This is a genomic window from Collinsella sp. WCA1-178-WT-3 (M1) (assembly GCF_009696325.1).
Classification (GTDB): domain Bacteria; phylum Actinomycetota; class Coriobacteriia; order Coriobacteriales; family Coriobacteriaceae; genus Collinsella.
In genome coordinates this window covers 86,183-111,822 of record NZ_VUME01000003.1, presented here as the reverse complement: position 1 = coordinate 111,822, position 25,640 = coordinate 86,183, and the positions used below count along the sequence as shown (strand labels likewise).

Genomic DNA, 25,640 nt, shown 5'->3' with positions numbered 1-25,640 from the left:
TGTTTTTATCGAACTCCATAGGGGTGGCGCGCGTGGATAACAACACGTGCTGTTTCACGATAAGGGTGCCGGCGTTTTCAAGGGAATAAGCATCTACCCCAATCGTATCGAGGCGGTCGTGAAGAACAACTTCCTCGGTACCCATACCAAGATCGTCTACCTCAAGGACATTACGGGTGTCAACAGGGTCAAGGGTAAGCGCGTGCTCCTCCGTAATAGGTTGCTGACCGCCTGTTCCCACAGGCTGAGCAGTCATTCCCAGGCTCAGGAACTCGTGAACGTGCCGAACTCGTTGATGTAGCCGATAGCGACGTTCGGGCTAAAATTGCGGCTGTGCATTGGACGACGCAGCGGCTGAGCGCTCGACCTGCGAGTGCGCTGGACACGCTGCTCACTCATCTGCAAAAGCTAGGGGCGCAGAACGGTATCCTGCGCCCCCGATTGAGTCGATGTATCCAAACGGTCGGCTTGCCTATTCGCTAGCGCCTTCGCTGTCTTCGCGGTCGTTGACAAGCATTGCTGCGCCGGCGACCGTTGTAGCTATGGCGGCGGCAGCGAGCCCGGCGGCAATGCCAGAGCCGTCGCCCGTGTCGGCGAGCTTTCCGCCCGAGCCCTTGCCCTTGTTGCCCTTACCGTTCTTGTTCGTGCTGCCCGCGTTGGCGCCGGCGCCGCCCGCACTATCCGAGGCCGCTACGGTAAAGCTTGCGGCTCCGTCGCTGGCGAGCGTGTAGTTCTGCGCCGCGTCGCCCAACAGGTCTTTTTTCGCACGCACCCAGTACGTTCCCGCGGCAAATGCCTCACCTTCGGCCATCGCCGTTCCCGGAGCGCCGTTTGCATCGTGCATAAACTCGAGTTGGGCGGTGCAGGCATCGTTTTCGAGCTTGCCCTCGAGTGACGCCGTAATCTTGGCGCGCACGTCCTCGCCGGCCTTAAGGCCCTCGAGCCCCTTAAAATGGGGTGTCAACGCGCGCGGATCGATATCGATGGGCACGGAGCCCCGCAGCGCCGTAACGGTCTCGTTGCCCAAGGCGTCGACATCCACATATACGATTTCAAACACATGGCCCGAAGCCGCCACGTTGAGTACGTTGCTGCTGTCGACGAGGCGGAAATAGCCCTTGCCAACGGTCTTGCCATCCTGGAGCGAGGCATCGCTCGGCGAGTCGCCGTACGTCATGCGCATGCGGGTCGGGAGGTGGTACGAAGCCGTCTGCTTGTGCTCCGTATTGTAATTGCGCTGATAGATGCTCCGGGCCAGCGCCGCATCAACAAAGTCGGATGCGATGATGCCAATGTGCTTGAGGTAATCTGGCTCTGTATCCTCGGTGCCGTCGGGATTGATGTACGGGCTCTTGTACAGATGCTCGTTGACCACTCGCGCTGCGGTAAAAGGGTTGTTTTGCGTGCAGCTGGTGTAGTTGATAGACCAGCAGCGCTCCGTTGCCTGCATCGTTGTTCCATCCGCGGCAGTGATATCTACGGTGTTGCGCTTGAGTTCGGACGCTGCCTTCAGGGCGCTATCGACCCATGCTATCTTACTGGATCCCGTGCAGCTGTAATGGTCTTGGGCATATACCTTTGTGCAATAGGGCTCTATGTCGCCCGCATTGCCCGTAGTCTCAAAGCCTTGCGCGTCTTTGACGAGACACATAGAGGAGCTGTCTGAGTGTGCTGCGATTTTGTCGTCCCATTCGGTGAGGTCGAGACCCCACGTGCGGCCGTTTGCGCTGCTGCCGGCGAGTCCAAATCGACGCAGCAGGACGATCTTTCCGCGCGCCTCGCCCAGTGTGGGAACGTGGCTCGACGTGTAGAACAGATTGGGATTATCGTCCATAACCTTGGCGAAAGCCGTCGTAGCACTTTCGTCGGTGGCTTCGTTGTTGCCTCGTGACACAAGCATGATGAGCGCTTCTGACGAGTGTTCGTTCAAAAATGTTTTGAAGTAACCGATGACATCGGAGAGCTGCATATAGTGCCCGTCTTTTTTGAACAGGTAGCCTCTTCCATGGACGATTCCGGGGTCGTCGTGCTCGTTGTTCCCTCCAAGTCGGATATCAAAATAGCGAATGCCTTCGAGCAACTGCGTGGGTATGTAATCCTGCTGGCACTTTACAAGCGAGGTTTGGGGCTCGGTGTCGTTGTCGACGCTGCAGGTACTCGAATCGTGAGTTCCCGGGATGCTCAGCTCGTCGAGGTACTTGTTGTCGTCGACGTGGCTCATCCAACATGGTCCGTCGATGTAGCTGCTATACTTGATCCAGTCGATGCTGCTAACTGTGGCATTGGTCTCGCCCATGTCGTAACCGACAAGTTCGAGTTCCCACGGAATGCTCGTCCTCTTGTGGCAGATCTTGTTGTCGTCTTGGTCTTTGCCGTCCTTTTCTATGGCCAGGTAATTAAAGTCTTTGTCCTCGTTTGTGCGGTCTCGGATGATGTAGGTTCCGTCTTGCTGGCGGTCGAACGCAAAAGAGCGGCTGGGCTTGTCGTCATGCTCGCCACTCCATACGTGGATGACCTTTCCATCTTCGTCCGAGTCGCCATCGACCGACCAAATGCTGTAGCCCGTCTTCTTGTGCTCTTCGAAATTGAGCAGGGTGCGGATGGCATACCATTTTGTATTATCTGTATCGGTCGCTACGTGCTCAAGGATGAGCTTGCTGGACGTTCCGTCATTAAATAGGTGGCAGACGTTGCCGATGACGTTGCCGTCTTCGTTGACGCTCGCGGTGCGAAAATAGCCCGCGGGGCGAAGGCGAATGACGAACTTGTCGAGGCTGGCCGCTGGATCGGCCGTGCCGTCCGCAAAGGCTGTCCGCGGACTAATGCCCAGCATGGCGGTTTCGGGCAGGCTTGCCAGAGGCGACAACGCTGCAAGTCCAAGGCCCAGCGTAAACGCTCGGCGACTGATGGCGTGATGTTCGGTCATAACTCCTCCATTCGCAGGGTGCGGCTGCGCGCTCGTTGTGGCCACTATACTGCCCAGACGTTTAAAGAAGCCGGTTTAATTGTCTGCGCGGCGCAATAAATCGGCGGGCGGACGTGTTGGGGTGCCTGCCGTTTTCGTACTGTTGCCACATTTAGGGTGGTTCCGGCATCCTCGCGTTCGTCGGCTACCGGCATAAGAAAGGGAGGATCGGTTTACCGGCCCTCCCTGGGTACGAAGCGCTGGGGCACCGCCGCTTGTTAGCACTGCGCTCGTGTTACCCGTTGCGCTCGCCAGTCGCTTAGCGCTTGATCTCGATATCGTCGAGCTTGACGTCCATGGCCTCGGTCTTGGCCTTGGCGATGTCATCGGCAAACTCCAGGGACTTCATCATGGTCTCGACAGCGTCCTGGTGCTCTTCTACGTTGTCGATGCGCACATACACGCTGCCACCGTCAACGTCGGTGAAGTACTCGGTCGTCACGCCGCCCGAGTGCGTGAAGTAGGCGCTGCGCCAGGTCTTGCCGTTGTACTTAACGGGGTCGCTCTCGGTCCATCCGGAGTTGGCCTTCCACTTTGCCTCGTAGTCGAACAGCTCGTCGGCGTTCTTGTCAGAGTCGAAGACAGGGATGAAGCGATCGCTGGCGTGCTCGCTCTCGGTGAACTTAAACTGGGCCCTATCGGCGGTGTCGCCAGCGACGTCGGTGATCTCGACGCCCTCGGGGACCTCGACCTTAAACCAGATGAAGTCGGTCCTCATATCCACGGCTGGTTTTTCTGCTCCGCCGCCACCGCCACTGCCGGTAGCGCCACCGCTTCCGCCGCAACCCACCAGGGCAACTGCAGCAAAGAGACTGATGCAGAGGGTGAGAATCGCAAAGGCCTTCTTTTTCATGGTCGTGTCTCCTCATCTGTAACCGCCCATGGATTACCTGCCTTTACTGTACGCGTGGACGGCTCGCTAGGGTGGGCCATGTGTCCCATTCTGATGGCTGGATTTGCGCCGTTAAGTGGCAATATGTCCGGGAGAGGGGAGGGCCGATGCCGTCGGCCCTCCCCAGGGTGAGGTGCCCGTTGTTTTAATGGGGCGCGTGTACGCGGTCGTTGCCCCAACAGATCCCTTGTTTATAGATATGCCTCAGTTTTTGACGTCCGGAAGTCTCGAAAGGCGGGTCATATGTCCCATGCTTGCGGTGCCGACGCCTATCGTGTGTCATAGAAATCCGCGATGGCCAGATGCGCTGACGCTCATGTGCTTATGGGCTAGACTTAGCACCATTACTTGATCGGTACAGTTGGCCGGCGGTTGCCGCCCGACCGATCTATATGACTTGAAGGTGCGTGCACATGAGCCAAGAGATGATGGATAAAACCTGTCGCGAATTTGCCGAGGCACTTGCCGCGCGCGAGCCGGTTCCCGGCGGCGGTAGCGCGAGCGCCTTTGTGGGCGCGCTGGGCGCCTCGCTGTGCGGGATGGTCGCGCGCTACGGGGCGACGAACCCTGCGCTTGCCGATCGAGCGGACGATTTGGCGCACGCGTTTGCCCGGGCGGATGAGTTGGCGCAGGAACTTGTGGACCTGGTCGCCGAGGATGTTCGCGCGTACGGCCAGGTGTCCGCGGCGTACGGTATTTCGCGCGAGGATCCGGCTCGACCGGCTGCGATTCAGGATGCGCTGCACGTGGCGGCTATGCCACCGTATCGCATTATGGATGCCTGCGGGCGCGCGCTGGCGCTGCTCGAGGACATGGCAGACAAAGGCTCGCGCCAGCTGCTGTCCGACGTGGCTTGTGGCGCCGTGTTCTGCCGCGCCGCCATGCAGGGCGCGAGTCTGACGCTCTTTGCCAACACTACGTCTATGAAAGACCGGGCGCGCGCCGAGGAGCTTGAGGCGGCGTGCGATGATCTGTTGGATACGTGGCTGCCGCGTGCCGATGCGCTGGCGCGCCGTGCCGCCGACGCAGCCAGGAAGAGGGGATAGCCATGGCCGAGCTGCTCAAAGGCGCTCCCGTTGCCCGTACTTTGACCGAGGAACTTGCCGCTCGCTGCGTTGCTTTGCGCGAAGGCGGCGTTGTGCCGACGCTGGCCATCGTTCGTGTGGGCGAGCGCGAGGACGATCTATCGTACGAGCGCGGCGCCCTCAAGCGCTGTGAAAAGGCTGGCATTGAGGCTCGCCGCGTTTTGCTTCCTGCCGATGCTTCGCAGGATGAGCTGCTGGCGGCTATTAAGGACATCAATGCCGACCCCGCCGTTCATGGCTGCCTAGTGTTTCGCCCGCTGCCCGCTGGGCTTGACGAGGATGCGGTTGCCGCGGCACTCGATCCCGCCAAGGATGTCGACTCCATGACGCCGGACTCGCTACTTACCACGCTTTCGGGGCGAGGCGAGGGCTTTGCTCCCTGCACGGCAGAAGCCGTGTTGGCGTTGCTGGACCATTACGGTGTTGAGCTGGATGGGGCCAAGGTCGCGGTCGTCGGTCGGTCTCTGGTGATTGGCCGTCCCGTTGCCGCCATGCTTACGGCTCGCAATGCCACGGTGACGACGTGCCATACGCACACGCGCGACCTTGCTGCCGAGTGTCGTGCGGCTGATGTAGTGGTTGCGGCCGTTGGACGCGCGCGCACGATTGGCGCGGATGCGGTTCGCGAGGGCCAGACGATCATCGATGTGGGCATTAACTGGGACGAGGCCGCTGGCAAGCTGGTCGGGGACGTCGATTTTGATGCTGCGGAGCCGATCGTTAACGCCATCACACCCGTGCCGGGCGGCGTGGGGGCTGTGACCACCGCGATTCTCGCCAAACACGTGATCGAAGCGGCCGAGCGCACATCGAAATAGGCTTTTTACCACGGGGGCTGCCGAGGCCGTGGTTTCGCCCTTTTTGCACCGAAGCGATACACTGTTGCCGTTTGATTTTTTCGCTCAAGGAGGATGCGCATGCCGTGCACAACGATTTTGGTCGGTAAGAACGCGAGCTATGACGGGTCGACGCTGGTTGCCCGCAACGAGGACTCGCCCAATGGGGTGTTTGAGCCCAAGCGCATGCGCGTAGTGCATCCCGACGAGCAGCCGCGTGTCTACACGAGTGTCCTGAGCCACCTGACTGTTGAGCTGCCCGACAATCCCATGCGTTACACAAGCGTCCCCGACGTTGTCCCGGGTCATGGCATTTGGGCCGAGGCCGGCTTCAACGAGCTCAATGTTGGTATGTCCGCAACCGAGACGCTCACCACCAACGAGCGCGTCCGCGGCGCCGATCCGCTCGTGGACTACGTTCCCGCCAAAGGCAACGAGGGCGAGGACGGCTATGTTCCGGCGCAGCCCGGCGGTCTGGGCGAGGAGGATATGGTGACCCTGGTGCTACCATACGCCAAATCCGCCCGCGACGGCGTGCGCATTCTGGGCGACCTGCTCGAGCGCTACGGCACCTACGAGAACAACGGCATCGCCTTTAGTGACGTTGACGAGATCTGGTGGCTCGAGACCATCGGCGGTCACCACTGGATCGCCAAGCGCGTGCCCGACGACGCCTATGTGACCATGCCCAACCAGCTGGGTATCGACAGCTTTGACTTGGACGACGCCGAGGGCGCGCAGGTCGACCACATGTGCTCTGCCGACCTGCGCAGCTGGATGGCCGAGTGGCATCTGGACCTTACGCTGGGCGTTAAGGGCGACGGTCCCGCCGCGGTCTTTAACCCGCGCGAGGCCTTTGGCTCGCATAGCGACAGCGACCACGTCTACAACACGCCGCGCGCCTGGTACATGCAGCGCTGTCTCAACCCCAGCGATGTGTGGGACGGTCCCGACGCCGACTACACGCCCGAGAGCGACGACATCCCCTGGAGTCGCGTGCCCGAGCGCAAGGTGACCCTCGAGGACATCAAGTACGTGCTTTCGAGCCACTACCAGGGCACGGAGTACGACTGCTACGGCAGCAAGGGTACGCCCGCCACGCGCGGCGCCTATCGTCCCATCGGCATCAACCGCAACAGCCAGCTCGCCGTGCTGCAGCTGCGCCCCTATGCGCAGCCGGCGTATCGCGCCGTGCAGTGGATGGCGTTTGGCTCCAACTCGTTTAACGCGCTTGTGCCGCTGTACGCCAATGTCGAGACCATGCCCGAGTACTATGCCGACACGCAGGCTCGCGTGACGTCCGAGAATTTCTATTGGGCGAATCGCCTGATTGGCGCCTTGGCCGATGTCCGCTTCCATGAGTGCGGTCGCGCGGTCGAGGATTATCAGGAGAAGGTCGGCGGCATGGGCCACAAGCAGATTCACGACGTTGACGCTGTCGTGGCCGCGCTGCCCGATGCCGAGGTGTCTGCCGAGCTCGCCCGCGCCAACGAGGCCTTTGCCGAGCTCGTGCGCGTGGAGACCGATGCCCTGTTGGGCAAGGTGCTCTACACCACGAGCTGTGCCATGAAGAATTCCTTCGCGATGAACGATAACATTAGGTAAAGATAACCTTGCAACGAGCGAGCGGGGCAAACGCCGTCAAAGGCTTTGCCTCGCTCGATTTCTATCCCGGTGACAAACGATTTTGTGTCGTTTGCCCAATCTTGGGTACAAGTAGGCCAATGAAGTTGTTCACGATTGGAGCCAACCATGGTTATGAAATTCGATCAGCTTGTTAACGGTGCCATCAACGTGGGCTTCGGCGCCGCCGCCGTTGCCGTCGAGGGCGGCAAGAAGGTCCTCGACGACCTCAATGCCAAGGGCGAGCAGGTGCGCAAGGACGCCGGCACCCCCGATATCGCCCGCAGCGTGTCCGACATGTTCGAGCAGGCCGGCGGTACCATCTCCGACCTGACCGAGCGCCTGGGCATGCAGGGCGAGACTGCGGCTCAGCGCGTGCTCGACGAGCTCATCCTCGCCCGCGTGCGCGTCATGACCGCCCCCGAGCGCACGGCCTTTTTGGCCCATGTGCGCGACATCGTCGATTCGGTCGAGGACAACGTGACCTCGGTGCCCGTCGAGTCCGTTGAGCCCGACGACGCAGAGGACGCCGAAGAGGCCGAGTAGCAGCGCAGATGGCAGATTCCACCACCGATTACAACAATCAAGATCCCTTGGGTGACGAGACGGCGGTTGTCGATGAGGTCGAGGCCGCCGTCTCGGGCGCTCGCAAGAAGCCGCGCGCTGTCGATATGGTCCCTGAGGAGCCCGACGCGATGGCGCCGGACGAGGAATACCAGCTCACGCCGGCAGGTCGTCGTGAGCGCATCGGTCAGATCGTTCGCCTGATAAAAAAGTACCGCGTGTGGGATAACCTCACGCCGGTGCGCCTGCGTCGTCTGCTCGAAGAGCTCGGTCCCATGTTCGTTAAGATGGGGCAGATTCTGGCTAACCGCTCCGAGATCTTGCCGCAGCGGTTTTGCGACGAGCTGCGCCGTCTGCGCTCCGACGTAGAGCCGGTGCCGTATGAGGTAGTGCTCCGCTGTTTGGAAGAGGAATACGGCCAGCGCCTGGGGCAGATATTCGACGCGATTGACCCCAACCCGCTCGGTAGCGCGTCGCTCGCGCAGGTGCACCGCGCCCGTCTGGTGACTGGCGAGGACGTGGCCGTTAAGGTGCAGCGCCCCGGCGCGCAGCAGGTGATGGCTCAGGATATCGACATCATTCGCTCGGTGGTACGCATCGTTTCCAAGTTCGTCAACACCGACCAGTTTGTGGACCTGCATGGCGTGGTCGAAGAGCTGTGGACCTCGTTTCGCGAGGAGACCAACTTTTTGGCCGAGGCCAAAAACCTCAACGATTTCTATGACTTCCACAAAAGCGTGCATGGCGTCTCGTGTCCCAAATCCTACTTGGACCTTTGCACCGAACACGTCGTGGTCATGGACTACATTGACGGCATCTCCATTGCCGACCCCAAGCTCCTGGTAGCCGAGGGTTATGACTTGGAAAAGATTGGCGCCGCGATCGTCGAGGACTATTCGACGCAGGTGCTCGATGATGGCTTTTTTCATGCCGACCCGCATGCGGGAAACATCATCCTTAAAGACGGCATCGTCTACTTTATTGACCTGGGCATGGTCGGGCGCATGTCGAGTCACGACCGCGGTATCGTTAAGGACATGATTTTCGCCGTGGCCGAAGGTGACGTTCCCAAGCTCAAGGATTCGCTTATGCGCTTTGCCGTGACGCGCGGCGATTCTGCCGAGCTCGACCATTCGGCCTTTTTGTCAGACTTGGACTTTATCGTCGCCGACTTTGCGGGGCTCGATCTAAAGGACCTGGATATTGGCGAGTTTTTGACCTCGCTGTTAAATCTGGCGCGAAAAAATGACGTTGAGCTGCCGAGCGTGGTGACGATGTTCGCCCGTGGCATGGTGACACTCGAGGGTCTGCTGACCGAGTACATGCCCAACGTCAACATGATCCAGATCATCCAGACGCACATCAAAAACGAGAAGAGCACCTATGCGCGCGTCCGCGAAATGGGGCACGATCTTGCCGCGAGCAGCTATCGCGCGGCAAAAGGCTCGCTCGAGGCGGCCGAGTATCTGGGCTTGGCGTCGCGCATGCTCACGCGCGGCCAGCTTAAGGTGAACACGCAGATCATGAGCAGCGATAAGGCGCTGCGACAGCTGGGTGGAATTATCGACCGCATGTCGATGGCAATTGTGATCGCCGGCCTGTTTATCGGCTCGTCGGTGGTGTACTACGCGCGCATCGAGCCGGTTGTGTTCGGTATCCCGGTCATTGGCTTTATGGGCTACGTGAGTGCGCTGGTGCTGGCGCTGATGCTGGGCCGCGAGATCTGGCGCAACAGTCACGGCGGCAAGCGTTAATGGCCCCTGGGGGGACGGAGGAAAACGGATCATTTTGCCTTGCGTCGCGCCGGCGTGGGCTGGTCCGAACAAAACTATGCCGGTTTACGGGGCTGGAGCGCCGAACCTCGAGCATACCGAAATTCGCGCTTTTAAAACCGCAGGTAGATGAGTCGTTGGTTTTCGAAAATGGCAGATATGGTTGCGAAGTGCTGAATCAGCCCCGTAAACCGGCATAGTTTTGAAACGGGCTGTTCTTGCAAGGTCAGACGACAGTCCTTCCTATCGCAAACCATAGCTTTTACCTTGGGCTTCGCCTGCGTGCGGGGCCCTTTTGCGTGCTACCATATTGACAGTAATAATCGATGGCCTAGATGGTGGTGCGGAGACGCACGAATGCGCGGTTTTCCTGCGTGTTTGGGAGAATCGGGGTGCAAGTCCCCGGCTGTACCAGTAACCGTAATTCCTCTTGGCCCGGGATGGTCGCGTCGCAGATCGGACGGCGCGCCCGGGTCGGTAAGGTTAAGTCGGATCGCCTCCCATCTTGCACGCGGCCGCGGCGCATGCCGCCGGTACGCGTTGGGCTCTGGAGGGAAGGGGGACCCCGATGGGGGTACTCGAGCGCAATGTGCGCGATGACGTGGGGCAGCCGCTGGGCAATGTTCCAAGTTTAGACAATAGGAGACAAATGGATATGTTTGAGGACGAGTGCCAGCGCGCCTCGTGGCGTCGTCATGGAGCGATTGCCTGTGGCGTAGCCAAACGCGGTCTGGTGGCGTTCCTGGCTTTTGCCATGGCTTTTGGCACCACGCCGGCGCAACTTTGGGCCGAGGGCGCCGAGGGCATTGCCGAGTCTGTGGCTCAGGCTGCGACGGGCGGCGAGGGCGCGGCGGCCGACGATGGCGCTGCTGCCGGAGATACCGGTGCGAACGGTGCGGCGGCGAGCGCTGCTGCCGATGGCGCCGACGCTGGTCAGGGCGCAACTGCGAGTGCCGCGAATGGTGATGACGCCGCCACGGGCAACGCGACTGAGTCCGAGAACTCTGCGGCGGCGCCTGCTGCTTCGGAGCAGAAGAACGCCGTTGCCGCCGCGTCCGCCACCACGCTTTCGAGCGAGGCTAAGGTCTATATCCAGGACGCCAAGGATAAGGACAACTCGTATTCGACGAAGTCCGGCGCGCTCAATGTGGGTGATACGCTCTGGGCCAATATGTACGATGAGGTCGAGACCGAGGACTACTGGGGCGACCCTACGACCGAGACCAAATCGGTCGCTAACCCCGGCGCCTGGACCTATACCTGGCTCGCCGGCACGGTCAAGGCCAGCAGCGACGTCGCCGATTACACCGAGGTCGTAGGCCACGAGCAGTCGCTCACCATCACTGACGCGATGGAGGGCAAATACTTCATCTGCAAGGTGACGGCAGATGGCAAGGACTACTACGGCCCCTCTGTTTCGTACGGTTCGGGCATTAATCCTAACAGCATCCCCGGCCCCGTGCTGGGCGCCGGCCAAATGGAGCTTTACAGCGTCAAGTTAAGTAGCGACGCGCCGAGTATAGGCGATACTCTGATGGCGACGCCGTACAAGGATTGGTCGAGCCCCGCGGGCTCCGACGCCAAGGTCACCTACACCTGGTCCGCATCTACCTCGCAGTACTCGGGCTTTACCAAGATCGAGGGCGAGACGGGCGCTTCCCTCACGGTGACCGATGACCTCGAGGGCAAGTACATCAGAGTCGAGGCTACTGCTGGCGTAAATACGGTGAGCAAGACCACCTCCAACAAGGTCAAACAGGCCGGTGCGGTGGACGTCTTCGCGGTTTCGCTCATCAATCCCAAGACCAACAACTCCGTGTTCGCGGTTGGCGATACCGCCCAGGCTCGCGCCAAGGAGAAGGGCGCCTCGACGTTTATCGACGCGAACAAGCTCAACTATCAGTGGCAGTGCTCTGACACCAAGAGTGGCACGTATACCGACATTGCGGGTGCCACGGGTGAGACCCTCGAGCTTACCGACGCTTTGGGTGGCAAGTACCTCAAGTGCAAGGTGTCCTCGAAGATTGGCTCTTCGAGCTTGACCAACTCGACGGGCGCTCTCGTTGCGCCCGCCGGTTCAATTAATATCACCAAAGTGTCCATGAGCCCCTCCTCGGGCAAAGTCGAGGTCGGCTCTACGATTACGGCGACCGCAAAGGCGGGTTCCACCGACGTTACCACTGACTCGCATGTCACGTGGCAGTGGTACAAGGGCACGTCGAACACCGCAAGCTCGTGCAACACGCCTATCGAGGGTGAGACCGGTAACACCCTGACGGTGACCGCCGCCCTCAAGGGCTACTACGTCGTGGCCAAGGCCAACGGCGGTTACGGTGAGCAGAGGCCTAACGGCTATTATGCGGCGGGTCCTGTCTCCATCGCTGGCCAAGTTGAGCTTTACGACGTGCAGTTTGAGGGCTCTCCTGCCACCAATGGCGTGCACGTAGGCGATACGCTCAAGACTAAGGTGCGCAAAAAGGACGGTTCGAGCTACAGCTATATCGACCGCACCGATAATGTGACCTACCAGTGGCAGTATGCAAATAGCAGTTCGAGCTCCGACTCCGCTTACACCGATATCCCCGGTGCCACCGAGGCCACCTATACCGTTGACGCTGCCTATGCCGGCAAGTATCTGCGCGTGAAGGTGACGAGCGAAAATACCGTTTCCAGCACGCAGAAGAAGAGCTCATACGGCCAGACTGTTGCCCCGCTCGGCCCCGTGACGCTCAAGGGTCAGTACAAGCTGGCGGGCATTGAGCTTGCCGATAAGAACGTTACGCTGAGCGTGGGTTCAAAGATTACGCCGAGCGTGCAGGTTCCGGGCAGCTGGTCGGGCTCGACGAAGGATGTGCCCGACGATGCCGAGCTCACCATGGCGTGGTATGCCAAGGGCGAGGGCGATGCCGATTGGACCGAGCTTACCGACGGCATCGATACGACCGATGGCAGCCTGACCATTTCGGACGCGCTTGTTGGCAAGCGCATTAAAGTTACGGCGAGCGCTCTCGACAATACGGTTGAGTGGGTTTCTTCCGACAGCGTTACCGCTGCGGGGGAGTACAACCTGCTGCGTGTGATTGCTAATCCGCAGATCAATAGCGATTCGATTCATCTCGTCTCGGGCGATAGCGTGAAGGCGACGGCGCAGGCTAAGCGCGCTGACGGCTCGCCCACCAACGGTATCGACGTCACCGACCAGGCGACTGTTGTCTGGTACGCGGCTGACGACGCGAAGGCCTCTGCGGCCGACTGGACGCTTCTGTCCGATATGTCGGGCGCCACGGCAACGGTTTCAGCTTCTGCCGCGGGCAAGTATCTGAAGGCTGTCGCCACGAGCGGCAGCTCGACGGTCGAGCTTGTCTCTGCCAATCCCGTGATTGCCGCAGGCTCTCTTGAGGCCGCAGTCCAAAAGCTCAACGATGCCAATAAACAGATTGCCGTTGATTACAGCGCTAAGGGCGGCAACGTCAATGACGCGCTGAAGGCGCAGCTTGCCGATCTGGGATTTACCGATATTGACGTCAAGGTCTCCGAGGGCGGCGTTGCCTTTAATGCAGAGGATGACAAGGCCACGGTCGGTATCTCCGACGCCCAGGATAAGACCAACGGCGATGTGACGTTCTTCTACATCGATCCCAACGATTACACCGGCTACAACATCGACGGCCTGCGCAGCGCCGACGTCGTGTTTGAGCTGTCACGCGATGGCAAGACCGAGTATTACCAGCCCAGTAAGTCGGTGCAGGTTGCTTGGGACGAGGCTCGTGTGCAGCAGATGCTCGACGATGCCGCCGAGCAGGTTGCCATCGGTTACGCTGCGGGCGATTCGGCTGAGTTCGTCACGTCGAATCTCACGCTTCCGTACCGCGCAGGCTCCAAGAGCAAGTTCGAGGTTGAATGGAAGAGCACCGACGGCGATGTCATTTGGCCTTCCGGTTATGGCTGGGACGACTACACCGGCAAGGTGACGCGCGTTTCGAGCGATCGCACCGTAACGCTGACCGCGACCGTTTCGTTTGTGAGCGGTGGCCCGTCTGACGTTAAGGGTGCGCACGACTTCATGGTGACCGTCAAGGGCGATCCCGAGAAGGTCGCCGCCGACCAGAAGGCGCTGCAGGAGAAGGTCGATGCGGCCTTTACCTACGACAATATCAAGTACTCCGGCACCGAAACGCCTGCCAACAAGGATGGCCTGACCGCCGATCTGCAGATGCCGCGCACGAGCACGCTCAATATCGACGGCAAATACTACAAGATCGAGTATTCCGCCAGCACCGATGACATTACGTTCAACGGCTACAAGGGCACGGTCTATCAGCCGCTGCCGGGCGACGAGGCGGCGAAGACCAAGATCACCCTCACGGTGACCGACAAGTCGAACGCGGAGGTCACGGCAAGCAAGACCCTTGACTTTGCGATTGCTCCGCAGGATCAGGACGAGCTCGATGCCGAGCTTTCTCTTATGGAAAAGGCGAAGTCCGGCTATGCTGACGCCATTCTGAATGGCCAGGAAGCCAATGCCGTTTCGGCGGACATGCACGCGTTCCAGAAGGCCTATCTTGATGCCGACGGCAATCTTGCTTGGAGCTACGACAAGGCGACGACCGATTCGACGTCCCTTGGTATTGTTCCGGTGGATCTTCCTGGCTATGACGCGATGTCCGGGCAGGATTGGCGTCTGTTTAAGTCGAGCAACAGCTCTATTGTCTCCGCAGAGAATCTCAAGGTCACGCAGCCGCAGTACAACACGAAGGTTGTCGTTTCCTCGCGCCTGACGAGCGAGAAGTACGCTCGCTATGCCGAGCGCTATCCCGGCAACACCACGTACGCTAAGCTTGCCAACCAGGACGTATCGGCAAAAATCACGGTTCTGGGCACGAGCGGCCAAAATAGCCCCGAGGTCACAGCGACGTGCTCGGTTATTGGCGTCGACGCTAAGGGCAAGCAGCAGACGTGGGCTGCCGCTTCGCAGTACACGCTCACGAACGGCTCGACTGCCGCCGATCTTTCCGAGGAGCTCTTTAAGCAGGCCGGCCTCAAGGCCGACTATGATCCCAACGGCTCTTGGGGTTGGGTGCTCAATTCCATTACGTCGCCTTTCGATGCCGATCGCACCCTTGCATACGACCATGCTACGGGCGCCTATTGGCAGCTGTTCATCAACGGCGTCGCTGCATCGGTGGACGCTGGCAACTACACTCTCGAAGCGGGCGACTCTGTCGTCTGGTGCTACTCGAAGTACGGTGACGCTGCACCCACCGACCAGCTTTCGGTAAGCTGCACCGTTGTCGGCCAGGATGCTTCGGGTGCTCAGCAGACGTGGGCGCAACCTACGACTGCACTGGTGGAAGAGGGCGCAACTGCCGCCGATCTTTCCGAGCAGGTCTTTAAGCAGGCCGGTATTGGCGCCGACGTCCAAACCGGTTCGTATGGTTGGTTCCTCAATTCGCTGACTTCTCCGTTCAATAAGAGCGTGAAGCTTTCGACCGTACAGGTAAACGAAAGCATCTGGAAGTCCTGGCAGTTCTTTGTCAACGGCAAGAAGGCCAATGTCGGCGCAGGCAACTACACGCTCAAGGCCGGCGATGAGATTACCTGGGTCTATGGTTCCGATGGCACCATGCCCGGTCAGGTTTCTGTCTCGATGGAGATCATCGGCAAGAAGGACGATAAGGCACAGCGCTGGACCGATCCTTCGATGCAGGTGTTTGTTGAGGGCACGACGATCAAGAACGCCACTGCCGCCTACTTTGATGCTTTGGGCATCGAGTCCGAGATGTACGACCAGCTGGGCTTCTGGGGCGTTCACAGCCTTGTCTCCCCGCTTGACGGCACTAAGTTGGCCGGCGCTTGGTCGTTCTTTGTTAACGGTGTTCCCGGACCCCAACTCGATAGCGACTACGTTGTCAAATCGGGCGACACGATCGTCTGGGCTTATGCTGCCGGCGATACGGTGCCTAATCCCGATGAGGTCGTAGTCAATCCGAGCGCCCCGCGTCCGACCGATTGGAAGTCCGATTGGGATGGCAAGTCCAATGCGGCGGTCGAGAACATTTCGACGCCTACGGGTGCGCTGGCGAGCTCATGGACGTTTGATTGGAAAGCGTATTCTGGTTCGGCGTATCCCAACGCGAGTGAACCTATTGTCGTGAACGGCAACGTGTATCTTGCCGTCAACAAGCGTTTGCTAAAGATTGACGCCGAATCGGGCAAGGTCCTTGCCGAGTCGAATCTTAAGACTGCGGTCGGTTACACCTCGCGCCCGATTTATGCGAACGGTTTGGTTATTGTTCCGCTTGACGGCGGTGCGGTCCAGGCCCTGACGGCTGACGCGCTCACAACGGTTTGGGTCACTGACTCCGTGAGCGGGATTGCCCAGTCGAATTCTCAGCTGACGGTTGATGGCAATTACCTCTATGTCGGCACCGTTGATGTTGACTATGGAACGAGTACGTACAATAACGGTCATCTGACGCGTATTAATATCCTGACCGGCGCTGTTTCTTGGCAGCATGTCAATGCTGATGAGGGCTATTACTGGACAGGCGCTACGGTGGGTGATGACTTTGTCTTGGTTCCCACCAGTGCCGGTACCGTCGAGATGCTCAGCAAGTTTTCGGGCGATGTGCTCGGAAAGGTTTCGGTTGGTGCTGTTGTCAACTCCACCTGCGTGCTTTCGGATGATGGCAGCCATGCCTATCTGATTTCGCGCGACGGCAAGCTTCACGTGTTGGCGATTTCTGATGGCGACTCGCGCGATGCGGATGCCGCTTCGCGTATTACCGAGGAACGCGTAGTTGACCTTGGCCTTACCGGCTGCGCGTGCGCGCCTACGATGCATGACGGCAAGCTGATTGTCGGCGGCGAAGCCAATGGCAGCGCGGCGCTCGCTATCATTGATCTGAATAACGACTTTGACACGACGCTGGTCACGACGGCGGACGGCTCCCAGCTGACGGCTGGCATTCTTGGTGGCATTAAGGGCGCTCCGCTGGTGAGTGCCCAGGCAGATGGCACGTATGTGTACTTTACGGTTAACTACGGCGAGAGCCCTGATTTCGTTAACTACACTTCGGGCGGTGGCGTATATCGTTACAAGTTGGGTGACGCTGAGGCTTCTGGTGTGTTTAGCGCAGCGGGCCACTACAACTGCTGTGACTCGCCAATCGCTTGTGATGCCCAGGGCAACTTGTACTACATCAACGACTCTGGCACGCTGTTCAAGCTGACTGCTGGCGTTAAGGTTTCGTTTAGCGCTGGCGAGGGGTCCAAGGTCGATTTTCAGACTACGGCCGCCAACGGCTCTATCGCCAAGCCTGCCGATCCGACACGCGAGGGCTACACCTTCGCTGGTTGGTATACCGACGAGGCTTGTACAGAGGCGTATGACTTTAGCGTTGCGGTGACGGCCGATATGACGCTCTACGCTAAGTGGACCAAGAATGCCGTTGCCCCTGGCGGTAACGGCGGCTCTGGCTCCAACGGATCCAATGGCGGTTCGGGTAATGCCGGTGCTGGTTCTGGCTCCGGTAACGGCACAAACGGCCAGCAGGCTGGCGGTGCTGTTGCTCCGGGTCAGAAGCCGGTGTCCACCACGACCAAGACCGAGACCAAGGACGGCAAGGATTCCAAGAAGGATTCCGGCAAGTCCGACAAGAAGGACAGCAAGAAGTCTGACAAGAAGTCCGGCAAGTCCAGCTCCAAGTCCGATACGGGCTCGGCTGCCGTGACTACCGCTAAGAAGTCCGCTGAGGCTCCGGCACAGGAGTCTGGCTTCAACCCGCTCGCCATTGTCGGCGTAGCGGCCGGCGTGATCGGGCTTGCGGTCATTGGCGTGTTCGTGTTTACCAAGCGCCGGTAGGTGAGAGCTGTGTCCAATAAACCTCAGGATGCCGACTCCAAGCAACCCGACTCGTCGTTTATTCAGCTCGACGATGCTAAGCAAAAGGGCGCCGCCTCGGCGGCGTCCGCCTCTCGGCGCAAGGCGCTGCTTGGCTCTCTGACGGCCGTCTGCATCGCGCTGATTGTCGTCTCGCTGGGCTTTGTTCACCCTTCCGCCAGCGGTGCCTGGTCCATCGATTGGATCGCTCGGGCCGTGGCAGGGAGGAGCGTTGCCGACTCTGGCTCTATCGCCTCTCACGAGACGGAGACAGCGGGCTCCTCGTCTTCTGACGCTGTGGACTCCGAGGCCAAGGATTCGAATGAATCGGATTCCAAGGACGCTTCCGAGTCTTCGGACAAGAAGTCAGACAAGGAATCGATAGAGAAGAAGTCCGAAGGCAAGGGCGGCAAGAAGTCCAACAACGCGTCTGCCGGACAGGGCTCCGAATCCGCTGGTGGATCGAGTTCTTCAAACGGCTCCTCTTCGGGCGGTGGCTCGGTGTCTGGCGGTGGGTCTGTATCCAACGGCGACAGCGCCTCTGCTGGCAATCAGGGCGGCTCGCAGCAGCCTGGCTACATTACCGTGACGGTCTCTGTGACGTCGAGTGCCGTGGGTAACCCGGTGTCTTCTGGCGGTACGTTCACCTTCAACGAGGGCGCTACCCCCTACGATGCCCTGTGCGCACTGGGCCTTTCCGTAAATGCGCACGGCTCATCGTACGGCACGTATGTCGCCGCTATCGGTGGTTTGGCCGAGAAGGAGCACGGTGGTACAAGCGGCTGGATGTACTCTGTCAACGGCGTAACGCCCAACACGGCTTGCAGCAACTACGTTCTCTCCAACGGTGACAGCGTCGTCTGGTATTACGTAACGGGCTAAATGCCTTGACATAGCGCACGGAGCGGGCGGTTCGGACCAACATCCGAGCCGCCCGTTTTTATGCGAATGGGGCTGGGCCGCCGGGTCTCTCTGCAAACAAAAAGCCGGTTGGAACGTGAATTCCAACCGGCTGCGAAGCGAGATTATGTTGGGCCGTCTACGACCGTGCGCCTTCGAGGAAAAAGCGACGGCTAAAGTAGTTGTACCAGGTGACCAGGAACGTGGCGATGGCCTTCATGGCCTGGTAGCCGATGCTCAAAAACGTGACGCCCACAAACATGTACAGGTCGTTGAGGCCTAGACCGATCACCGACAGGATGGTAAAGATCGTGAACTCGCGCTTACGGCTCATGCCCTCGCGATGGTCGAACACGTACTTCATGCTGAGCCAGTAGTTAACCACGACGGACGTGGTAAACGAGACCGTCGTGCTCATCAAAAAGTCGAGGTGGAACAGCTCGACGAGCGCAATAAGCATGCCCCAGTCGACGCCAAAGGAGATAAGACCTACGACAGCGAACTTGAGGAACTGCTTGGTATGAGGTTGTGCCAGCGCGTTGCGCACGTAATCACATCCAATGCGTTGATGAATCGAGCAACGAGATACTTTAGAGCTTTTGCATGGCAAACGTAAGGTCTTTGGCAAGAACTATACGAACTCGCCAAATATTCAAGAGGTAATCCGCAAACGCTGCAAATCTTCCCGTAAACGAGCAAGGCCCAGGCAACGCTGCGCTTGACGCGCGTCATCCGCAGGTCCCCGTAGTGCAACGAGGAGGCCGAGCTATTTGGTCTGCTCGCCCTCTAGGAAGATCTTTCGCGTTACAAAGTTGTAGACCATGACGAGTGCGGTAGCGCAAATCTTGGCGATATTGGCCTCGAGTCCCAGGCCGGCGTTGAGGGTCAGCACGATGCCGTCGTTGAGCGCCAGGCCAATAACGGATAGCACGACAAAGATGATGAACTCGCGGCGGCGGCTCATGCCTTCCTTGTGTGCAAACACGTACTTCATGCTCGCTACGTAGTTAAAGATGAGCGAGACGATAAAACCGCTGGTGTTGGCAATCAAGATGTTGAGGCCCAGGCCGTAGTGGAGCAGATTCATGATGCCAAAGTCGATGACGGTGGCAACGACGCCGACGACGCCAAACTTTATGATCTGCGCAAGGAGCTTTTGCATGGTACCTGCCTTAGGGTGGCGCCGGGGCGCCGCGGGGATGACAAACCTAGCAAGTTTAACCAATCCCCGCAGGCGGGGCTAGGCGCGCTCCTCGATAGCACCGTTTCTATATGCATCGAGGAGCTGGCGCAGGTCTTGGATCTGACTGCGAATCTTGACGCCGGTATCGGTGTCGCTCACCATGCGGCGCCGGTCGGCCTCGTCAAAGCGGTTGGTCTCGCTTTCGATATCGATGTTGCGGGTGAGCGCCTCGGCAACGCTGGTAAAGGCCTGGTGCGACTTGAGGCGGCATCCGCGCGAGCTCGAGATGAGCGTGTAACCGGCGATGCCCGTTTTGGGGTGGTAGGCGCGACAGAAACCGCCGTCGATGACCAGCAGCTTTCCGTTGGCGCGGATGGGCTGCTCGCCCTTGGTGGTCTTGACGGGCGTATGGCCGTTGATGATATGGCCCGTCGGCGAGCAAGCCATGGGGGCGACGCCAAACTCCCGCATGATGTCGTCGCAAACGGACGAGGACGTGGTGAGCGTGTAGTACGGGTCCATCGGCTCGACCCACGTGCTCTTGTCGGCAATGTAGGCGCGCTCGAAGGTGCGCACCACGCGTCCGCTGGCGGGTGAGTTAAAGCCAATCCACAGGTACCACATCCAGTCGAGGGCATCGCGGTCGCCGACGCGCCAGGCGCGGCGGGCGATATAGTCGCAAAAATCAAAATAATCGCGGCCGGCGTGCCAGGTACCCAGGCAGTTCATGCTGCTAAAGGTGCCGTCTTCGTTGAGCGGTACGCAGCCGTGGAACAGCAGATTGCCGTTGGCGACCTTATACAAGGAGCCGTGGGTATAGAGGAAATCGATGTGGCGATGCAGATGATCGGCGGTGACAAATTCGGACACGAGCTTGTCGATGATGTGCTGCTCCTCGGGCGTGAGCGTGTAGGGGTCCGCTGGATCGACGGTGGGGAAGTCGTTAGTCGTGAGCGGCCACACGCTGCCGTCGGCGAGGGTGACCGTGCCGGTGTCGTGATCGACCTTGTCGAGCAGTAAACGGTCGGCCATGTCGAACTCGGGGTGGCGCTGGATAATCTGGCCCTCGAGCTTAAAGAGCAGAACGTTGATGGCTTTGATGAGCGGGCTGATGGGCTCGCCGGCGGTATAGGTAGCGTTGGCAAAGGCGACAAGCTCGCGCAGCGAGATGCCGTAGTCGTTCTCGAGAATCTCGTAGTTGTCGTAGCGCAGGTTGTTGCGTAGCACCGTGGCGATGCAGGCAGGCTCGCCGGCAGCGGCGCCCATCCACAACAGGTCGTGATTGCCCCACTGAATATCGAGCGAATGATAGGTGAGCAGGCGGTCCATAATCTTGGCCGCGCCGCCGCCGCGGTCGAAGATGTCGCCCACCAAGTGCAGGTGGTCCACGGCGAGGCGCTTGATGAGTGAGGCGAGCGACTCGATAAAGTCGTCGGCGCTGGCGGTCTCCAAGATGGATTCGATAATGCGCTCGTGATAACGCACGCGGTAGTTGTTCTCGTCCGGATGCGTGTGCAGCAGCTCGTCGATGATGTAGGCGTAATCGCGCGGGATGGCCTTACGTACCTTGGAGCGGGTGTAGCGGCTCGAAAGCGAGCGGGCAACCACAATGAGCTGGTTGAGCATGGTCTTGTACCAGGTGGGCGAGTCCTCGTGCCGGCTGCGGACCAGATCGATCTTCTCGCGCGGGTAGTAGATGAGCGTGCACAGCTCGCCCTTTTCGTTAAAGGAGAGCGTGTCGCCAAAGATTTCGTCGACATGCTCGCGCACGACGCCCGAGCAGTTGTTGAGGATGTGCATAAAGGCTTCGTACTCGCCATGCACATCGCTCATAAAATGCTCGGTGCCCTTGGGCAGGTTGAGGATGGCCGAGAGGTTGATGATCTCGGTGAATGCGGATTGCTCGGTGGGGAACTGTCTCGACAGCAGGCGCAGATACTTGAAGTCTTGCGGATTGCGATCGAATGCGACCATGAAACACCTTCCGATGTGGTTGGTAAAACTGATAAACAGCGTCAAACGTTTATCAGTATGCGCCGCTTTTGTTTCGATTGGGGTTAGGAGATTGAATTGTTGGCCGAACGGTTTGCTAAATCGATTTAGTCGAGGTAGATATGGCGGTTGAGTGGAGACGTAGGGTCGTTTTTGCAGGCGCATACCTCCGGGATCGCTAGAGATGATAACGGTAAAGATGTTCACTGCCTTTGGTTCAATTTGGTAAATAACGGACATTTGTACCGTATTCACGCATGCTGTGCGATAATTTGCGCAGCAATGAGTAAGGAGCCTCATATGAGTGATTTTGTCCTGACCTGTGAATCCGCCGCCGATCGAACCCGTGAGTTCTTTGCGTCGCGCAATATTCCTGTCGTGTGCTTTCATTACGAGATCGACGATGTTGTCTATACGGACGATCTGTATCAGTCGATTACGCCGGACGAGTTTTTTGCTCAGATTGCCGCGGGCGCCATGCCCAAGACGTCTCAGGTGAGCGTGGGTGAGTACGAGGAGTTTTGGGAGCCGTTTGTTGCCGAGGGTAAGGACGTGCTGCACCTGACGTTGTCGTCGGGTATTTCGGGCACGTATGGATCGGCCTGCGTTGCGGCGCAGATGCTCGCGGATCGCTATCCCCAGGGCGGCAAGGTGCGCGTCATCGATTCGCTGGCGGCGTCTTCGGGCCTTGGCCTGCTGGCGGAATGTGCCGCCGACGTTCGCGATGGCGGCGCTTCGCTCGACGAGACGGCCGCTTGGATTGAGGAGCATAAACTCAACCTGCACCACTGGTTCTTCTCGACCGATCTGTCGAGCTACCTGCGCGGCGGTCGCATTTCGGCTGCGAGCGCGATCATCGGCACGGCGCTCAAGATTTGTCCGCTTATGACGGTCGATTGCGAAGGTGAGCTGGCGCCGCGTGAGAAGATTCGCACCAAGAAGCGTGCGATTTCCGAGATGGCTAAGACCATGATGGCACACGTGCAGGGCGGTGCGGATTATTCGGGTAAGTGCATCATGTCGCACTCGGCGTGCCGTGAGGACGCCGAGGCTGTTGCGGCGCTGATCGAGGAACAGGTTCCGCAGCTCAAAGGTAAGATTGAGATCAATAGCATCGGTGCTCTGATTGGCTCGCATACCGGCCCTGGCACGGTGGCCATCTTCTTTATGGGCGACAAGCGCGTGGACTAACGTTTGTGGGCTGGCTGACGGTTTTAACGGCTACGCCTGTCCTCCTGACATTTGATAACAGAAAAAGGCCCGTCCCGTTGTTTGCGGGGCGGGCCAAGATGTTTTGCTAGCGTTTCTTTCCACGGAAGAAGAAACCGTGTAGCGAGGGCTTGAGTCCGCGGTTGGCACGACGCTCCTCGATATGATCGTGGATCGAGGCGACACGTTCGATGACCTCGTCGGGAATCGGCACGTCGGGATTCATGTTCTCGACCTGGCTGACCTCGGCGGCGGCGACCTGGTCGATAATGGGCACATCGTCGCGCGAGATGACAGGCGTGGCGTCTTCCTTCATCTTGCGGTAGCGCTCCATCATGTCGGTTTGCAGCTGCTGGGCCGAAGGCGGCGTCCAGATGATAGCGTTGGCGCCGGCGGCGATGGTTTCGCGGATGCTCTCGGGCGTCTTGCCACCCGGTGCGATGAGCGGCAGGCTGGGATAGTGCTCTCGCAGTTCGCGTAGGACCTGGGGTGTGTTTTTGCCAGCGGCGATGTTGAGGATCTTGGCCCCGGCGCGCACCTTGGCGTGGGCATCGTCATCGCAGCGAACGACCGTGGCGATGACGGGGATGTCGGCGATGTTGGTGATGTGCTCGACCATCTCGGCGGTAGCGGGGGAGTTGACCACGCAGCCCGCCGCGCCTTGCATCTCGGAGACGGCCGCCATCTGCACGGAGCGCTTACCGGTGGTGGTACCGCCGCCAACGCCCACAAAGACCGGGCACTCGGCAACAGTCAGCAGCGCCTGCGTAATGGCGGGCTGCGGCGTGAAGGGGTAGACGGCAAACACGGCGTCGGCATTGGAGTTGCGGATGACCGCCACGTCGGTGGTGTAGATGAGCGATTTTATGCGGCGTCCAAAGAGCGTAAAGCCGCTGGCCTCCTCGATCTCATCGGGCATGCGGAGGGCCGCCTTGCGCAGGCGCCCGTCGATGGGCAGCGGCTCCATGGGCAAAAGGCCGCTGGGGGTTACGGCCACCTGGGGCTCGGTAAATTCGTCCGCAAGCTCAACCTCTGAGAAATCGACCGAGGCGACGATGTGCTCGTGAACCTCGGCGGGAACATCGATGGGGGCTTGGTCGTTCGTCGCGGCGGGCGTGTCGAAGGAGCTGGTGGCGACAAAAGCGTCAACACGCTCGTTCAAATCGTTGAGAGAATCCATTGCGGTCCGTTTCTATAATGTGCGGTCGGCAGCGTGCGACCGGCGCTACGTTGCTAAAACGTTTGACGAGTTGATTTTTCCCCGCCGCGCCATCCGTTAGACTGAAGGGGCGCGAACGTGAAGGAGCTGTGGTGGCGGGAATCGAGGTGCTATCTTGGATGTCCCGTATACAAAAGAGAGGTGACGCGGTATGGAAATCTCGACATTATTGGGCTCGATTGGCCTATGCGTGGGCGCAATCGTAGCCGCTGCGGTCATCTACTTTGTGGTTACGGCCATTAAGGGCAAAAGAGCCGAGCGCAAGGAACGCGAGGCACTTAAGCAGCACCGTGACCAGCAAGACAGGCGCGCACGGCGATAGTCTGTTGAGTTTGAATCCGTGCGCTAGCTGCGTTTTCGGATCAGAGCGATATAGAAGCCCTCAAAGTCGCGGCTAGGTGGGATGGTCAGCGTGCCTGGCATGCCGTTGGCGACGGTCGAGACGTGGCCGGTGGCGATGGCCTCGGTGAGGGCGTTGCTCTCGACGCGTGGCTCTTCGCCAGCTTCCTGAGCACGGCGCGTTTCGCTTTCGCTCGGCGTGCCGTCGAGGGGGATGAGCTCGCAGTCCATGTGTTTGTCGAGGGCCTCTTGCAGGGCGTCCTCGTTTTCCTGCGGCAAGATCGAACAAGTCGAATAGACGAGCGTGCCGCCCGGCTTGAGGGCGCCCATGGCGCGGTCCAGAAGCGCGCGCTGCGAGCGGGCGCACTTGCAGAGCAGCTGCTCGGTCAGGCCGCGCAGGCTTTTCTCGTTGCCGCTGATGACGGTGCCCGTGCCGGTACAGGGGGCGTCGAGCAGGATGCGGTCAAAGCGGAAGAACTCGTCAAGCTCGCGTGCGTCGATACGCATGACGGGCACGTTTTTGGCGCCCTGGCGGCCCAAGTTGGCCTCGAGCTTTTCGGCGCGGGGAATGCTCATCTCGCAGGCGGTGAGGTGCGCCTGTCCCTGGGTGAGAGCGGCGATCTGCGTCGTCTTGCCGCCGGGGGCCGCGCACATGTCCAGGATATCCTCGCCGGCCTGAGCGCCCAGCACTAAAGGAGGCATCATGGACGACAGGCTCTGCAGATAGATTTTGCCGTTGCGGTAGATGTCGAGATCCCACAGATCGGATACCTGGGCCTCGGGCAGGATGAAAGCGTCCGGGTACCAGGCAACGGTTTGGTGGGCGATGCCGGCTGCGTCGAGCGCGGCGGCGATGTCCTCGGCGGTCGCCTTGAGCGTGTTGGCGCGCAGCGTGACCGGTCGCGTGGCTGCGGCGCCAAAGCCTTCGATTATGAGCTCGGCATCGGCAGGCGCATAGGCGCCGGCGACCGTGTCGACCAGAAAGCGCGGCAGGTCGGCGGCGGAGTGTTGGGCGGCAAGCTGGTCGGAAAGCTCGGTAGCGGCAAACTGCCTAAGCTTGAGCTCGGGCTTAACCTGCTTTTTCTGCTTACGACGACGCGGCTTGGACATCCGTCTTTCCTTCCCATTCCATTAAAAGTAGTCAATTTGGGACGGGGCTATTTTAGCCGCCCGTCCGTT

At 59.7% G+C, this 25,640-nt stretch carries 17 protein-coding genes; 10 read left to right on the top strand and 7 right to left on the bottom strand.

What is annotated here, in order from left to right; translation table 11 throughout:
- Positions 1 to 46: 46 nt before the first annotated feature.
- Positions 47 to 301 carry a hypothetical protein gene (locus tag FYJ40_RS03070; protein WP_154515848.1) on the top strand — a complete coding sequence of 85 codons (255 nt, stop codon included), beginning with the start codon at positions 47 to 49 and terminating at the stop codon, positions 299 to 301.
- Positions 302 to 472: 171 nt separating this feature from the next.
- Here FYJ40_RS03070 and FYJ40_RS03065 read toward each other — a convergent pair whose 3' ends face one another.
- Both FYJ40_RS03065 and FYJ40_RS03060 read right to left on the bottom strand, forming a co-directional pair.
- On the bottom strand, positions 473 to 2,926 hold the full coding sequence (locus FYJ40_RS03065) for a phosphatidylinositol-specific phospholipase C (protein ID WP_154515845.1): 2,454 nt from the start codon (positions 2,924 to 2,926) through the stop codon (positions 473 to 475).
- A 298-nt stretch (positions 2,927 to 3,224) separates the two neighbouring features.
- On the bottom strand, positions 3,225 to 3,818 hold the full coding sequence (locus tag FYJ40_RS03060) for a hypothetical protein (protein WP_154515842.1): 594 nt from the start codon (positions 3,816 to 3,818) through the stop codon (positions 3,225 to 3,227).
- A gap of 452 nt (positions 3,819 to 4,270) precedes the next feature.
- Between FYJ40_RS03060 and FYJ40_RS03055 the strand changes: the two genes are divergently transcribed.
- The 7 genes from FYJ40_RS03055 (at position 4,271) to FYJ40_RS09200 (ending at position 18,501) form a co-directional block, all read left to right on the top strand.
- The gene (locus FYJ40_RS03055) at positions 4,271 to 4,903 is read left to right on the top strand and encodes a cyclodeaminase/cyclohydrolase family protein (protein ID WP_154515839.1); all 633 of its coding nucleotides are present in this window, start codon (positions 4,271 to 4,273) and stop codon (positions 4,901 to 4,903) included.
- A 2-nt stretch (positions 4,904 to 4,905) separates the two neighbouring features.
- Complete coding sequence (locus FYJ40_RS03050; protein ID WP_154515836.1) at positions 4,906 to 5,760, top strand: bifunctional 5,10-methylenetetrahydrofolate dehydrogenase/5,10-methenyltetrahydrofolate cyclohydrolase; 855 nt, start codon at positions 4,906 to 4,908, stop codon at positions 5,758 to 5,760.
- 99 nt (positions 5,761 to 5,859) lie between these two features.
- The gene (locus FYJ40_RS03045) at positions 5,860 to 7,383 is read left to right on the top strand and encodes a C69 family dipeptidase (protein WP_154515833.1); all 1,524 of its coding nucleotides are present in this window, start codon (positions 5,860 to 5,862) and stop codon (positions 7,381 to 7,383) included.
- Positions 7,384 to 7,536: 153 nt separating this feature from the next.
- The gene (locus FYJ40_RS03040) at positions 7,537 to 7,947 is read left to right on the top strand and encodes a hypothetical protein (protein WP_229770640.1); all 411 of its coding nucleotides are present in this window, start codon (positions 7,537 to 7,539) and stop codon (positions 7,945 to 7,947) included.
- 8 nt (positions 7,948 to 7,955) lie between these two features.
- The gene (locus FYJ40_RS03035) at positions 7,956 to 9,719 is read left to right on the top strand and encodes an AarF/ABC1/UbiB kinase family protein (RefSeq protein WP_154515827.1); all 1,764 of its coding nucleotides are present in this window, start codon (positions 7,956 to 7,958) and stop codon (positions 9,717 to 9,719) included.
- A gap of 586 nt (positions 9,720 to 10,305) precedes the next feature.
- Positions 10,306 to 17,601 carry a DUF4430 domain-containing protein gene (locus FYJ40_RS03030; protein ID WP_154515823.1) on the top strand — a complete coding sequence of 2,432 codons (7,296 nt, stop codon included), beginning with the start codon at positions 10,306 to 10,308 and terminating at the stop codon, positions 17,599 to 17,601.
- 9 nt (positions 17,602 to 17,610) lie between these two features.
- Complete coding sequence (locus FYJ40_RS09200; RefSeq protein ID WP_154515821.1) at positions 17,611 to 18,501, top strand: DUF4430 domain-containing protein; 891 nt, start codon at positions 17,611 to 17,613, stop codon at positions 18,499 to 18,501.
- 157 nt (positions 18,502 to 18,658) lie between these two features.
- Here the strand turns inward: FYJ40_RS09200 and FYJ40_RS03020 are convergent, their stop codons facing one another.
- From FYJ40_RS03020 to FYJ40_RS03010, 3 genes are all read right to left on the bottom strand, one after another.
- Positions 18,659 to 19,066, bottom strand: coding sequence for a GtrA family protein (locus tag FYJ40_RS03020; protein WP_370450581.1), 408 nt, complete (start codon positions 19,064 to 19,066; stop codon positions 18,659 to 18,661).
- A gap of 219 nt (positions 19,067 to 19,285) precedes the next feature.
- Positions 19,286 to 19,681 (bottom strand): GtrA family protein, encoded by a 396-nt coding sequence (locus tag FYJ40_RS03015; protein ID WP_154515815.1) that lies wholly within the window; start codon positions 19,679 to 19,681, stop codon positions 19,286 to 19,288.
- A gap of 78 nt (positions 19,682 to 19,759) precedes the next feature.
- Positions 19,760 to 21,676, bottom strand: a complete 1,917-nt coding sequence (locus FYJ40_RS03010; RefSeq protein WP_154515812.1) for a fructose-1,6-bisphosphatase — start codon at positions 21,674 to 21,676, stop codon at positions 19,760 to 19,762.
- A 318-nt stretch (positions 21,677 to 21,994) separates the two neighbouring features.
- On the opposite strand from FYJ40_RS03010, the gene FYJ40_RS03005 reads away from it, so the two are divergent.
- The gene (locus tag FYJ40_RS03005) at positions 21,995 to 22,885 is read left to right on the top strand and encodes a DegV family protein (RefSeq protein WP_154515809.1); all 891 of its coding nucleotides are present in this window, start codon (positions 21,995 to 21,997) and stop codon (positions 22,883 to 22,885) included.
- A gap of 106 nt (positions 22,886 to 22,991) precedes the next feature.
- Here FYJ40_RS03005 and FYJ40_RS03000 read toward each other — a convergent pair whose 3' ends face one another.
- Complete coding sequence (locus FYJ40_RS03000) at positions 22,992 to 24,083, bottom strand: hypothetical protein (RefSeq protein WP_154515806.1); 1,092 nt, start codon at positions 24,081 to 24,083, stop codon at positions 22,992 to 22,994.
- Between the two features lie 190 nt (positions 24,084 to 24,273).
- On the opposite strand from FYJ40_RS03000, the gene FYJ40_RS02995 reads away from it, so the two are divergent.
- Positions 24,274 to 24,444, top strand: coding sequence for a hypothetical protein (locus FYJ40_RS02995; protein ID WP_154515803.1), 171 nt, complete (start codon positions 24,274 to 24,276; stop codon positions 24,442 to 24,444).
- A 23-nt stretch (positions 24,445 to 24,467) separates the two neighbouring features.
- Here FYJ40_RS02995 and FYJ40_RS02990 read toward each other — a convergent pair whose 3' ends face one another.
- Positions 24,468 to 25,571 carry an RsmB/NOP family class I SAM-dependent RNA methyltransferase gene (locus FYJ40_RS02990; RefSeq protein WP_154515800.1) on the bottom strand — a complete coding sequence of 368 codons (1,104 nt, stop codon included), beginning with the start codon at positions 25,569 to 25,571 and terminating at the stop codon, positions 24,468 to 24,470.
- Between the last annotated feature and the right edge of the window lie 69 nt (positions 25,572 to 25,640).